Below are 13488 nucleotides of genomic sequence, written 5' to 3'. Positions count from 1 at the left end.
CTCCACTTTACATAGTAAAAGAAAAAGTGTTGAACGACTACTCCGTCGAGTAATCATCCAACACTAGATTAGTATGTTTTGTTTATCATGGTTTTTCTCACGCTTGTCTTGAATCAATGAGTCAGAGTAAAATAAAGATATATTGACTTAAATAGATAATAGGTGAAAAGCATGTCTAATTTTCAAACTTCAGAAAAGAATTATCAAGAATATGCTAAATTGGCTTCTAGTGCTGAATCCTTAATTTATTCAGATCCTAGAAGTAGCTTAACTGTATTTGGTACCTTTGGTGAACAGTTAACTAAAGAGATTATGCACTTAGATGACATAGTTGACTGGGAACTAAATCAAAAGCAAAGAATTGAAAAATTAGCTTTATCTAGAAACGAATATCCAGCAGTAGTATTAACTGCATTGAATGAGATTAGATTTAAACGAAACAAAGCAACACATGATGATCAGTTTATTGCAACGAAAAGTGACGCGTTAGCGATTGATCAAAAGGCTTATTTAGTCTGGAAATGGTTCTTAGAGGTTTATTCTTTAGATCAGGTTGCTGATTATAAGAAACCAATAGATCAAAGAGCTGTTTTGCAAAATCAAGAGGATAAAATCAAAGCACTTGAAGCTAAAATTAAAGAACTTCAAGCAAATCGCCCACAAAAAGTTACAGTTACTCCTGAGGAGCGAGTAAGACGACATGAAATCAATATTCAATTTGCCAAAAAGCATAAGCTAACTGAGGCAGAAACGCGTCAATTGATTGACCAACAATTACGAAGTGCTGGCTGGGAAGTTGATACTGAACGTCTTAATAATTGGAAAAATCAAACACAGCCACAAAGGGGTCATAATATGGCGATCGCTGAATGGGTTCTGCCCAATGATCAAAGAGCAGATTATGCTCTATTCAAGGGATTAGACTTCTATGGTATTGTGGAAGCTAAAAAATGGGATGAGGATATTGCTGGGCAAATGGCTCAGCCCAAAGAGTATGCTAAAGAAGTGCCTTATCAATCCAATTATTATTTGCTTTCAAATCAAATGGGAGATTATAAAGTACCGTTTATTTATACGGCAAATGGTCGTCCTTATTTAAAGCAGTATCAGGAAAAATCAGGCATTTGGTTCTGGGATGCAAGAAATCCTAAAGAAAATGCTTATGCGCTTGAAGAATTTCATAAGCCGGATGACTTGGCATTAAAACTAACTGCTAAAAATAAGATAGAAGCAGATAATGATTTAGTTGACGATCATGATTATCCTAAATTTGCGGATAGACCTTATCAGATTGATGCCATTAATGCGATGGAAGATGCAATTAAAAATGGTAAAAAACGAATTCTCTTGGCAATGGCAACAGGAACTGGTAAGACTAGAACTGCTATTTCATTGATGTATCGTTTGTTAAAGCATAAGCGTGCACGTCGAATCTTGTATTTAGTAGATCGTAATTCTTTAGGAAGACAGACTGCTAATGCAATTAAGGATAATAAAATTGGAACAATGTCGATTTCTTCAATCTATGGATTGAAAGAATTAAGTGACAAGGTCCCAGATGCTACAACTAAGATTCAAATTGCAACAGTTCAAGGAATGATTAAGCGCTTATTCTTTAGCGATGATAATTCGGAAAAGCCATCAGTAGGACAATATGATTTTATTATTGTCGATGAAGCTCACCGTGGTTATGCAGAAGATAAAGAATTAAGCGACAATGAGTATCAATTCTACAATCAGGAAGAATATGTTAGTCAATATCGAAGAGTAGTTGATTACTTTGATGCTACTGCGATTGGTATGACTGCTACGCCAGCTTTACAAACTACTGAAATCTTTGGTGATCCGGTTTATACATACAGTTACCAGCAGGCTGTTCTTGATGGTTATTTAGTTGATCATGATGCCCCAGTTATTATAAAAACTAAACTTGCTAAAGAAGGTATTCATTTCAAGAAGGGAACAGAAGTTGATATCTTTGACCAAGATGAAAAGACGATCAACAAGGAAAAACTACCTGATAACATGAATTTTGATGTCAAAGATTTCAATCATCGAGTTATTACTAGGAATTTTAATAAGGTAGTATGTGATGAATTAGTTAAGAAATATCTTGATCCTACTGACCCTTATTTAGGTAAAACTTTGATTTTTGCTGCCACAGATGCACATGCAGATATGGTAGTTGATTTGATTAAGCAAGCTTTCAAGGAGCAAGGTAGACCAGTTGATGATGATGCTATTGAAAAAATTACTGGTTCTATTCGTCATCCAAATCAAGAGATTAAAAACTTTAAGAATGAGGAAAATCCAAATATCGTAGTAACTGTTGATCTATTGACTACTGGTATTGACGTGCCTAGAATTACGAATATCGTTTTCTTAAGACGAGTTCAATCAAGAATTCTGTATGAACAAATGCTAGGCCGTGCAACTAGACTTTGTCCTGAAATTCATAAAGAAAAGTTTACTATCTTTGATGCTGTTGGTATTTATGATGCTATGAATAAGGTTACTAATATGAAACCGGTAGTTAAAAATCCGGGACATAATGTGCATTATTTCCTGAGTCATAAAAACTATTTTGAAACTAATGAAGATACAAACCAGTATCGAGTTGATATGGCAGGCGCAGTTGAAAGAAAAATTAAGCGTTGGGATGATCAGAGAAGAAAAGAATTCGAACGTTTAGCGGAAATAAAGTCCGTTGATAATTGGGCTAGGAAATTAAGTAAGTTAACTAAAACTGATTTTCTGAAAGAATGGCCTAAATTTGTTCAACTTGATCATATTAATCCAGCTCGACCTAAACAGTTTATTTCAGATGCCCCAGATGAGGTAGTAGATGTTTCTCGTGGTTATGGAAGCGGTAATCAAAAGCCAGAAGATTATATAGATAGTTTTAATAACTTCATTAAGCAGAATGTAAATACTATTCCAGCTTTGCAAGTTGTAGCAACTAGACCGAAGGATCTAACTTTTGATGAATTGAAAGAAATTAAGTTAAAACTTGAACAAAATGGTTTCAAGGAAAAAGATCTACAAACTGCTTGGAAGAATGCTAAACATGTACAGACTACTGCAGATATTATTAGTTTTATTCGTCAAGTAGCAGCTGGATCTGAGTTAGTGGATCATGATGTGAGAATCCATAATGCGATGCAAAAGGTTTATGGTATGGCTGATTGGTCAATCTCACAAAGAAAATGGTTGAAGAGAATTGAAAATCAATTGATGTCCTCAACAGTATTAGGTCCAAACGCGGAAGAAGCTTTTAATGATAATTTCTACTTCAAACGGCAAGGTGGATATAAGCAGATTAAGAAGATTTTCCCCGAATATGCCGATCAAATTATTTATGTGTTAAATGAGAATTTATATGTTTAAGGAGTGTTTAGTTAAGTGAGTATGACTAATCAAGAAATTGTTCAAAAACTTTGGAATGAATGTAATGTTTTACGTGATGATGGTGTTAGTTATCAGGATTATATTACTGAATTAACTTATATTTTGTTCTTGAAAATGAGTAAAGAACAAGGAGAAGAACAAGATATTCCTGAAAAATATCGTTGGGATAATCTTGTGTCTAAAGAAGGCTTAGAATTGAGTAACTTTTACCGTCAACTGTTGCTTGATTTAGGTAATCCTGAAATTGTTAAGAGTAAAAGAATTAACGCAATCTATCAAAATGCATCTTCCTCAATTGATGAACCAGCTAATTTAGAGAAGATTATCAAGGATATTGATGCACTTGATTGGTTTTCTGCTCGTAAAGAAGGCTTGGGTGACCTTTATGAAGGCTTAATGGAGAAAAACGCCAATGAAGTTAAGTCTGGAGCAGGTCAATACTTCACTCCACGTGTGTTGATCAATATGATGGTTAGAATGACTCAGCCTAAGATTGGTGATCGCTGCAATGACCCAGCAGCAGGTACTTTTGGATTTATGGTTGCTGCAGATCAATATTTAAAAGATAAATATGACGATTATTCATCTTTGAATGAAGAACAATATGATTTTCAAGTAAATGAAGCTTTTTCAGGGATGGAATTAGTTCCTAATACTCATCGCTTAGCCGTGATGAATGAGTATTTGCATGGTATGAATGGGAGACTAGATCAAGGTGATTCATTATCTGCGAATGGTAAGTGGATGAAGAATTTTGATGTTGTTTTAACTAACCCACCTTTTGGTACTAAAAAGGGTGGCGAAAGAGCAACTCGTGATGACCTTACTTTTGAAACAAGTAATAAACAGCTGAACTTTTTACAAATTATCTATAACTCACTGAAAAAAGATGGCAAGGCTAGAGCTGCTGTTGTGGTTCCAGATAATGTTTTGTTTGCGGACAAAGTTGGTGAAGAAATCCGTAAGGATTTGATGAATAAGTGTAATTTGCATACTATTCTTAGATTACCAACTGGGATTTTCTATGCTCAAGGTGTTCAAACTAATGTTTTATTTTTTACCCGTGGTGAAAGTGATAAAGATAATACTAAAGATGTTTGGATTTATGACATGCGACATCAAATGCGTTCATTTGGTAAACGTAATCCTTTGAATAAGAAGGACTTTGCAGATTTTGAAAAAGTATTCTGCGTAGATGATCGTTCTAAGCGTAAAGAAACTTGGGATAAGGAAAAGAATCCCAATGGTCGTTGGCGTAAATTTAGTATTGATGAGATAAAGAAACGTCCTAATACTAGTCTTGATATTTCTTGGATGAACGAAGAAGAGAACCATGATAATCGTTCATTGGGAGAGATTTTGAACGAAATGAATGAGAAGTCCAAGGCGATTAGGGATGCCATTGCAGAACTTAATAAGGCATTAGAAGGAATTGACGATGAAGACTAATACTTTAGATTTTGATGCTCAAGCTTTGAGAGATAAAATTTTGGATTTAGCAATGCGAGGGAAACTGGTGCCACAAGATCCAAATGATGAACCAGCTAGTGTATTGCTAGAAAATAACAATTTAAAATCTAGTGATGAAAAACCACACGCTGTTCCCAAATCATGGGAATGGATAGTATTAGGGTCAGGAGTAAAATTTATTAATGGACGAGCTTATAAAAAGGCAGAGTTATTAGAAGATAAAAACTTAACTCCTGTGTTACGAGTTGGAAACTTATTTACTAATTCATCTTGGTACTATTCAAATTTACACTTAGATCCTGATAAGTATATAGATAACGGAGATTTGATTTATGCATGGTCTGCTTCATTTGGACCCAGAATATGGGATGGCGAACATGTTATTTATCATTATCATATTTGGAAACTTATATTAGACCAGGCTATAGATAAAAATTATCTATATTATTTTTTATTAGATAAAAGAAATGTAATTGGAGAAACTGATCTACATGGATCAACCATGAAGCATATTACTAAAACTAATATGGAGCATTTAAGTTTTCCTCTTCCACCATTATCAGAGCAAAGTCGAATCGCTGCTAAAATAGCGCAGCTATTCGCTTTGCTTCGCAAAGTCGAAACATCTACACAACAATACGCAAAACTTCAGACTTTGCTGAAGTCCAAGGTACTGGATTTGGCGATGCGTGGAAAGTTGGTCAAGCAGGATCCAAATGATGAACCAGCCAGTGAGTTGCTCAAGAAGATCAAGGCTGAGAAAGCTGAGCTGATTAAGGAAAAGAAAATTAAGAAGACTAAGCCGTTGCCACCAATCACGGATGATGAAAAGCCATTCGATATTCCTGATAGTTGGGAATGGGTTAGATTAGGAGATGTTCTTAAACCTGAAATATATAGAAAACCTAATGTCGATTTTATGTATATAGATATTGCTAGTGTGAACAATAAAATCAATAAGGTTACTAATCCAACTAAAATTATAATCAATAAAGATAAAATTGCTTCAAGAGCGCGACAAGTTTTAAGTAAAAATGATATTTTATTCTCTGTAGTAAGACCATATTTAAAAAATATTGCTATGGTGCCAAATACAAAAGACGTTCAAGTAGGAAGCACAGGTTTTTATGTGCTAAAACCATATAATTTATTAAATAGGCATTATCTTTTTTACTTGATGTTGTCAAAGTATGTGATACAGAATATGACTAATAAAATGAGAGGTGATAATTCTCCTTCTATTAGAAAAAGCGACCTTCAAAACCTTCTAATTCCTCTTCCTCCAATTAATGAGCAGCTCCAAATTGTTAATATAATTCAAAATTTGAATCTTATATTTAATAAGGTACAAGAATGATGAAAAGAAAACCAAGTAAGTTAGATGAAACTTGGACTAAATTAGTTAGCTTAATAAAACAAAATACAGTTTACGCATTAAATACAGAGAATACTAAAATACAATTTGCTTATACTAAATGGATCGAAAATATTGATAATAGATATCTTTATGTTCTTACACCTGCAACGGATAAATTGTTTTCTCAATTTTGTAAAGAAATTTGTTCAAAATCCACATATAGGTTATTTAGTTTAGACCAAATGAGGCGTATCGCTTTTGCTGAAGTTACCGATTTGATGAATCATCCTTGGAAAAAAGCTAATCTTCAAAATCTGTTTAAAAGAATTGAGAAAGAAAAGAACAATAAGAAGACATATATTTTTGCAATAGCTAGAAGCAAAAGTGATCTTGAAGATATCTACAAAGTACATAATGATATAAGAATAGGTAAGATGGTCGATTTGTTAAGAGATATGAAGGAAAATTATGGAGTTGATGATATTTCCTCAGAATTTTCTGATTTTTCAAAAGAAAATGGGCTTTTTATTGAAGTGGATGTCTATGGAAAAAGAGATCATGAGAATTTAAATAAAGCTATAGTCAAAGGACAAAAGATTATTAACTTTATAAATTACTTTGCATATTACGTACAAGGTGATATGGAACCAATTCACCTGATTACTAATTTAAATCAATTAGATTATTCAAATAGTTATAGTTATATCGTAAAATCTGAAAACAATGAATGGCACATTTCATGTGCGGGAATAGATCACCAAAATATTGGTTTTGTTAATGTTAACAAAGAATTGATTGATAGAGTAAGAAATCTGTTTAAGCGATGCGATAAAAATAATTTTTATGTTAAGGTAGAACAAGCCATTAATTGGTTAGGCAAATCTTTGATAGAAGATAACTATAATGACAGAATTATGGACGTTATGATCGCTTTTGAATGTATGGCAGAAAGAAAGGTAAAAAATGTATCTATTGTAAATCAATTGGTTAACTTTGTTTCATATATATTAGGTACGCATGATAAAAAACTTTTTAAAAAAAGATTTCAAAATACTATACTCTTAGATCCAAGATTGTCCATGATGGATTTAATGATGTAAGTTCAGAGCAATATTGGGATATTTTTTCACTAGTAAGTATGTTGGTAAATGAATTACTTACAAATAAATTTTATAAAAAGGAAGACGCTATTTGGGATGAAGCAAATAAAAATGATTTGAATCAGAAAGAGTAGTCAGGATATTATGTTTAAAGTATTAAAAACATTATAATCAGACGAATATAGGCAAAAATTATGAGTAATAGAAAATTTAGTTATGATAAAAGTAAAATCGTAATTGCAATAATAAATTGAACATTTAGGCTGTTTGATAGATTTTATCTAATTATCTTTTGAAGATTTCATCTGGCGTGTGATATGCCAAGATCTTTCTGGGCAAAGAGTTGCACCAGGTTTCAATATCAATGATTTGTTGGAGAGAATAGTTATTGATGCAGTCTCCTTTAGGAATGAATCTGCGGATCAGGCCATTATGTCTTTCAACAGTTCCTTTATCACAAGAAGTATAAGGATGAGCATAATAAATAAGCGTTTTAGAGACTTGTTCCAGATCAGCTAGATCCGCAAACTCTGAACCATTATCAGTAGTAATTGTCTTAAAGATATCGTTCCAATGCTCGCTATACTGTTTTTGAAGCATTTGAAAGGTTTGCATGACGCTGGCAGATGTCTTATCAGGTATACGAATAATCAGGAATTCGCGGCTCATGCGCTAGGAAAGAGTTAACAGAACCTGATCGTCCTTGATCTTATGACCCAAGACAAGATCACATTTCCAATGACCCAATTCGCTGCACTGCTCAATCTCTTTAGGCCGCTCTTCGTTGCTTCGTCCCAGCTTCTTCTTATTTTGGCGAACATGATGAAGCTTGGTATTACGTTTATTTTTTTCAGGCAAATCATAGTTCTTAATTGCAATTAGGCCTTGATCTACATAGTTGTACAAAGTTCAGGTGCAGACTGTTTGATAATGCGAGAATTCCCCGGTAGCTAAACTACGGTTGACACAAACGTCAAGCGACCAGACGTTTTCAAAGAAATGCTTAATGACATAATTGATAAAGCCAGCCTTCTTCAAGAAATCTGATTTACGACCACAGTGGCGCCGATTTATTTGATAAACACTTTGGCCCTGATCAGCCTCGTAGCGCTTCTGCTTGCCGTGATAGAGAGAAACAGTGCCCCCCGTCTGACTTCATAGCTGATCGTAGAAGGAGAGCAGCCCAGTTCGCGAGAATAGAGCAGCCGTCTTTTAAGCGAGTTTGGATAATAACCCGTTCTTCAAATGACAAGTGCTTGCCTTTAACGTGCTGATTCATGGTAAAATGTAAAGAGTCCATTTGTGACCTCCAATAGATGTTTTTGTGGATATTAACATTCTATCAAACAGGTCCAGATGGGCTTTTATTTTTATAAAGTGTTCAACTTGATTTTACAATCGGCGAGTCGAATAGAATAAAAAGAAAATGATTCAATACCACTCAAGGTACTGAATCATTTTTAATTTGCAATCAATATTTTACAAAGTGAACTGCTAGTGTACCAGTTCTGGGGCTGAATAGCCGCTAAGCTAGCTACAATGATGAAGATGCCACCAATGGCAATAGATAAGGCAAAGATGTAATTAACCATGGTGAATTGTGAACTTTCATTAATAGATTGGCGCAAAATATGGATAGCAAGCGCAACTAAAACCATCCCTATTGAGATACCGATTTGGTAAAAAATACATCAACTTTTCCCCAGTCTTTTTAAATCTGTTAAATATTATATGATTTTTTGAATAATAAGCAAAAATTAAAATTAAATTTGACTTATATTAATAAGTCTATTATTATTCACACTAAAGTATGATGTTTCATGAATGAGAGGTATATAAATGGACTGGACTATTATACAGCAGGCATTGCCAGCATATGGGCATGGCTTCGTTCTTACCGTTTGGCTCTCATTGGTTGGGATTATTGGCTCAATCATTGTTGGAGTCATTGCAAGTTTGCTGCAATATTTTAAGACCCCGATCTTAAGTCAGATTGCAACAGCTTATGTCGAATTGGCACGCAATACACCGCTTTTAATTCAACTTTTCTTTTTGTATTATGCATTTCCAGTAATTGGTTGGCGAATGTCATCAATTACTGCCGGAATTATTGGTTTGATTTTCCTTGGGGGAGGCTACATGGCTGAAGGGTTCACCGGTGGCTTCCAAGGGGTAACGGATAGTCAAATCAATTCTGGCGAAGCTTTAGGAATGAATCGCTTTCAATTAGCAAGATACGTTGTGTTCCCGCAAGGATTTGCCTTAAGTATGCCAGCTTTGGCAGCTAATGTGATTTTTCTTATTAAGGAAACATCTATCTTTACAGTGATTGCGATTCCAGAATTGACTAATACCGCATTGGACCTAATAGGAATGTATTACCGGTCTAACGAATATCTTTTAATGTTGGTTATCGGCTATGTGATTATTATGATTCCAGTAATTTTGCTTTTAAACTGGCTAGAAAGGAAAGTTCGTTATGGCGCATTCGGGGATTAATGTCTTATTTAGCGGCAGCAACTTTGATCGGCTATTAGTTGGTTTATGGACCTCTATTTGGATTGCTGCTTTGTCAATTATCATTGGATTGCTTATCGGAACTATATTCGGTGTTCTTCGGACAATGCCGAATAAAATAATTCGTTGCATTTTAAGAGTCTACATGGAGATCTTTAGGATTTTACCTAGTGTAGTTCTACTTTATTTGGTTTATTATATTTTGCCTCGTAGCTTGCATATTAATTGGCCGGGTACTTGGATGGCAGTCTTAGCTTTTTCGCTTTGGGTAGCAGCAGAGTTCAGCGATATTGTTCGTGGGGCTTTGCAATCCGTGCCATTAGCTCAAAAGGAAAGTGGCTTGGCATTGGGTTTGAGTAAGATGCAGCTTTTCTTGTATGTTTTGTTGCCTCAAGCATTCAAATTAGAGTTACCAGCTACGATCAACTTAGCAACAAGAGTAATTAAAACAACTTCTATTTTAATGTTGATCAGTGTAATGGATGTTATCAATGTGGGACAACAAATTATTGAAGCAAATAATCAAAAATTCCCAACAGGTGTTTTCTGGGTTTATGGTTTGATTTTCTTCTTTTACTTTATCCTGGATTATCCTTTATCAGTATGGGCAAAGAGTTTAATGGCAAAGCAAAAATAGGTGAGAAAAATGACTGAAGAAATTTTAAAAGTGGAACATCTAAACAAGTTTTATGGTGACTGGCAAGCACTTCACGATATTAGCTTTAATTTGAAAAAGGGTGAAGTTTTGGCGATTCTGGGTCCCTCAGGTTCAGGTAAATCAACACTCTTAAGAACACTGAATGGTTTGGAAAATTATAAAAATGGTGAGATTGTCTTTCATGGTAAAAAGGTCCAGTCCTCTCCAAAAGAATGGCAAGCTATTCGACAAAAGATTGGCATGGTTTTTCAATCATATGATCTTTTTCCAAACCTAACAGTAATGCAAAATATTCTTTTGGCACCTACAAAGGTCCAAAAACGGGATCGAGCAGAAGTAGAACAAGAAGCACATCATTTGTTAAAACGGGTAAATATGGATCAATATGCTGACACGTATCCTCGAGAATTATCTGGTGGTCAACAACAAAGAGTGGCAATTGTCCGTACTTTAGCTATGAAGCCTGAAGTTATTCTACTTGATGAAATTACTGCATCTCTTGACCCTGAAATGGTTCGTGGTATTGAAGATATTGTTAAAAAACTTTCAGAAAATGATCATATGACAATGATTTTAGTTACTCACCAAATGAACTTTGCTAAACGTGTCGCTGATCAAGTCCTCTTTTTGGAAAAAGGCAGGATTATTGAAAAAACTCCTTGTGAACAGTTCTTTACTGAACCACAATCTGAAAGAGCTCAGCAATTCCTCACTGATATGGACTTCTAGGGGGATGAAACTATGAGTGGACGAAAGATATTCAACACTATTATTAGTGTAATTGCCGCTGTCGTAGTGTTAGCTTCAGCTTATATGGGTTTAACTAAACCATATCTAGCTCGTTCTGCTGGTGGTAGCGGTTGGAGTAACAATAATAGTGTGACCCAAATTAAGCGTCGAGGTTATATTCGAATTGGTGTTTATGGCGACTTACCACCATATGGTTGGGTTAACTCTCAAGGTAAACGGGTTGGTTTTGATTTGCGACTTGCACGAGAATTAGCTAAAGAATTAGGTGTGAAACCACGATTTACCCAACTTAACGGAAATAACCGGGTTGACGCATTGAATTCTAATAAAGTAGATATGGTCTTAGCCAACTTTACCAAGACTCCAGAAAGAGCAGAAGTAGTAGATTTTGCCCATCCTTACATGAAAGTATCAACTGGTGTCGTTTCACCTAAGAGTCACCCGATTACCAGTGAAAAGCAATTGCGAGGGAAACAATTGATTCTTTTGAAAGGATCAACGGGTGAAAACTACTTTGCTAAGCGTCCTGGAATAAAGCTTTTACGTTTTGATTCAGAAACCCAGCAATTTAATGCAATGAAAAATAAGCGAGGAGCTGCATTAGCTGATGATAACTCCTACTTATATGCCTGGATTAAAAAGAATCCGCAATATGTAGTAGGAATTAGATCAATTGGTCCTCACCAATTTATTGCACCTGCTGTTAAGAAGGGTAACAAATCTTTGTTGAAGTGGACTAATAAACAAATCAATCGTTTGACTGCTGAAGGTTTCTTCAAGAAAGATTACCAAATTGAACTTAAACCATACTTTGGTAAAGGAATTGTGCCTAGCGACATTTTGCTAAAGTAGACTAAAAAGGAGAATCAATTCAAAGTTTGAATTGGTTCTCCTTATTTTATGCCGAAATATTTTTTAGCCGCGTCGCTCATCTTATTAGGTGACCAGAGCGGGTACCAAACGAATTCTACGTCAACATTTTTAACTTCCTCGACTTATCCAACTTCTTTTCAAAGATTTCATCTGGGGTATGATATGCTAAGATCTTTCTCGGTAGTGAATTGCACCAGGTTTCAATATTAATGATGTATTGAAGATGTCGTTCCAGTGCTCGCTGTATTGTTTTTGAAGCGTTCTAAAAGCATGCATGACACTGGCAGCGGTCTTATCGGGAATCCGCAAGATTAAAAACTCGCGACTCATTCGCTCAGACAAAGTCAGCAGTACTTGATCATCTCTAGTCTTATGTCCTAAAACCAGATCGCATTCCCAATGGCCGAACTCTTTTCAATCGTTGATCTCTTGTGGACGTTCTTCAATGCTTCGGCCAAGCTTTCTCTTATTTTTGCGGATGCGATGAATTTTAGTGTTGCGTTTTAACTTTTCGGGCAAATCACAGTTTCTGATATCCATTAATCCTTGATCGACATAGTTATACAGGGTTCTAGTACAAACCGTTTGATTACTAGAAAATTCTCCTATAGCCAAACTGCGATTGGCACATACATCAAGCGACCAGTCGTCTTCAGAGAAATGCTTGTTAACATATTCGATAAAATCAGATTTCTTCAAGAAGCCTGATTTGCGGCCACAATGGTATCGATTAGCCTGATAAACGCTTTGACCGTGATCAGCCTTGTACCGCCTCTGTTTGCCATGATAAAGAGAAACAGTACCGCGTTCGACTTCATAGCTGATGGTAGACGGGGAACAACCAAGTTCACGTGTAATAAGCCGTCTTTGATACGAGTTTGGATAATAACCCGCTCTTCGAATGATAAGTGTTTGCCTTTAATGCGCTGTGATTCATGGTAGAATATAAAGAGTCCATTTGTGACCTCCAATAGAAGTTTTTGTGGTTATTAACATTCTATCAAACAGGCCCAGATGGGCTTTTATTTTTTACAAAGTGTTCAATTTAATTTTACAATCGGCGTAATTAAAAATCATGAATTGGAGGGGAAAATATGAATGAGGTGATTTTGCCGCGCAAACGCTGGCAACAGATCTTTAACGTGCAAATGATTTTTGCACTAATCGTAACAATTTTAGAAATGATTCCTAAGCGAGGACACACTGCAGGTAATATTTTTCAGTTAGTATTCTTATGCTTAGTCATTGGTTTAAATTTTTACATTCAATTTAAGCGTAAAAATCCTAGCAAGCTTAATCATGAGATTACTCGCTGGATAACTCTCTGGCTGTTTAGCGGTTATTTCATTGATGTC

At 35.2% G+C, this 13488-nt stretch carries 9 protein-coding genes and 3 pseudogenes; 8 read left to right on the top strand and 4 right to left on the bottom strand.

Annotated features, from left to right (window positions below; all coding sequences use genetic code 11):
* Nucleotides 1–171: 171 nt before the first annotated feature.
* From hsdR to JEM49_RS00300, 4 genes are read left to right on the top strand one after another with little or no spacing between them, the layout of a single operon-like run.
* Entirely contained in the window at nt 172–3387 is a 3216-nt protein-coding gene (hsdR, locus tag JEM49_RS00315) for a type I restriction-modification system endonuclease (protein ID WP_201873011.1), read from the top strand.
* 21 nt (nt 3388–3408) lie between these two features.
* The gene (locus JEM49_RS00310; RefSeq protein ID WP_201873036.1) at nt 3409–4857 is read left to right on the top strand and encodes a class I SAM-dependent DNA methyltransferase; all 1449 of its coding nucleotides are present in this window, start codon (nt 3409–3411) and stop codon (nt 4855–4857) included.
* Nucleotides 4847–6235, top strand: coding sequence for a restriction endonuclease subunit S (locus JEM49_RS00305; protein ID WP_201873000.1), 1389 nt, complete (start codon nt 4847–4849; stop codon nt 6233–6235). The genes JEM49_RS00310 and JEM49_RS00305 overlap by 11 nt, the downstream gene beginning before the upstream one ends.
* A complete protein-coding gene (locus JEM49_RS00300; protein ID WP_201872982.1) occupies nt 6232–7335 on the top strand; it encodes a hypothetical protein in 1104 nt (367 codons plus the stop codon). Before JEM49_RS00305 ends, JEM49_RS00300 begins: the two co-directional genes overlap by 4 nt.
* Nucleotides 7336–7620: 285 nt before the next feature.
* Here JEM49_RS00300 and JEM49_RS00295 read toward each other — a convergent pair.
* Both JEM49_RS00295 and JEM49_RS00290 read right to left on the bottom strand, forming a co-directional pair.
* Nucleotides 7621–8635 (bottom strand): annotated as a pseudogene (locus JEM49_RS00295) (IS30 family transposase).
* A gap of 160 nt (nt 8636–8795) precedes the next feature.
* Nucleotides 8796–8993, bottom strand: a complete 198-nt coding sequence (locus JEM49_RS00290; RefSeq protein WP_201872980.1) for a hypothetical protein — start codon at nt 8991–8993, stop codon at nt 8796–8798.
* A gap of 181 nt (nt 8994–9174) precedes the next feature.
* Here JEM49_RS00290 and JEM49_RS00285 point away from each other — a divergent pair, with 181 nt between their 5' ends.
* From JEM49_RS00285 to JEM49_RS00270, 4 genes are read left to right on the top strand one after another with little or no spacing between them, the layout of a single operon-like run.
* Nucleotides 9175–9834 carry an amino acid ABC transporter permease gene (locus JEM49_RS00285; protein ID WP_098044127.1) on the top strand — a complete coding sequence of 220 codons (660 nt, stop codon included), beginning with the start codon at nt 9175–9177 and terminating at the stop codon, nt 9832–9834.
* Nucleotides 9815–10489 (top strand): amino acid ABC transporter permease, encoded by a 675-nt coding sequence (locus JEM49_RS00280; protein ID WP_013438314.1) that lies wholly within the window; start codon nt 9815–9817, stop codon nt 10487–10489. Before JEM49_RS00285 ends, JEM49_RS00280 begins: the two co-directional genes overlap by 20 nt.
* 9 nt (nt 10490–10498) lie before the next feature.
* Entirely contained in the window at nt 10499–11239 is a 741-nt protein-coding gene (locus tag JEM49_RS00275; protein WP_013642224.1) for an amino acid ABC transporter ATP-binding protein, read from the top strand.
* Nucleotides 11240–11251: 12 nt separating this feature from the next.
* A complete protein-coding gene (locus JEM49_RS00270) occupies nt 11252–12112 on the top strand; it encodes a transporter substrate-binding domain-containing protein (RefSeq protein WP_098036608.1) in 861 nt (286 codons plus the stop codon).
* 41 nt (nt 12113–12153) lie between these two features.
* Here JEM49_RS00270 and JEM49_RS10385 read toward each other — a convergent pair.
* Both JEM49_RS10385 and JEM49_RS00265 read right to left on the bottom strand, forming a co-directional pair.
* Nucleotides 12154–12255, bottom strand: a pseudogene (locus JEM49_RS10385) (DNA methyltransferase); the annotation flags it as partial.
* Nucleotides 12228–13091: pseudogene (locus tag JEM49_RS00265) on the bottom strand (IS30 family transposase). The pseudogenes JEM49_RS00265 and JEM49_RS10385, both read right to left, overlap by 28 nt.
* Nucleotides 13092–13488 lie beyond the last annotated feature (397 nt).

Source organism: Lactobacillus sp. A27, assembly GCF_016742815.1.
GTDB classification, from domain to species: Bacteria; Bacillota; Bacilli; order Lactobacillales; family Lactobacillaceae; genus Lactobacillus; species Lactobacillus gallinarum.
Note: the sequence above shows the minus strand (reverse complement) of the source record. Positions and strands in the feature narration are given on the sequence as shown.

Coding starts and splice junctions, on each gene's coding strand:
- hsdR (WP_201873011.1), top strand. CDS start 172: ATGTCTAATTTTCAAACTTCAGAAAAGAATTATCAAGAATATGCTAAA.
- JEM49_RS00310 (WP_201873036.1), top strand. CDS start 3,409: ATGACTAATCAAGAAATTGTTCAAAAACTTTGGAATGAATGTAATGTT.
- JEM49_RS00305 (WP_201873000.1), top strand. CDS start 4,847: ATGAAGACTAATACTTTAGATTTTGATGCTCAAGCTTTGAGAGATAAA.
- JEM49_RS00300 (WP_201872982.1), top strand. CDS start 6,232: ATGATGAAAAGAAAACCAAGTAAGTTAGATGAAACTTGGACTAAATTA.
- JEM49_RS00290 (WP_201872980.1), bottom strand. CDS start 8,993: ATGGTTTTAGTTGCGCTTGCTATCCATATTTTGCGCCAATCTATTAAT.
- JEM49_RS00285 (WP_098044127.1), top strand. CDS start 9,175: ATGGACTGGACTATTATACAGCAGGCATTGCCAGCATATGGGCATGGC.
- JEM49_RS00280 (WP_013438314.1), top strand. CDS start 9,815: ATGGCGCATTCGGGGATTAATGTCTTATTTAGCGGCAGCAACTTTGAT.
- JEM49_RS00275 (WP_013642224.1), top strand. CDS start 10,499: ATGACTGAAGAAATTTTAAAAGTGGAACATCTAAACAAGTTTTATGGT.
- JEM49_RS00270 (WP_098036608.1), top strand. CDS start 11,252: ATGAGTGGACGAAAGATATTCAACACTATTATTAGTGTAATTGCCGCT.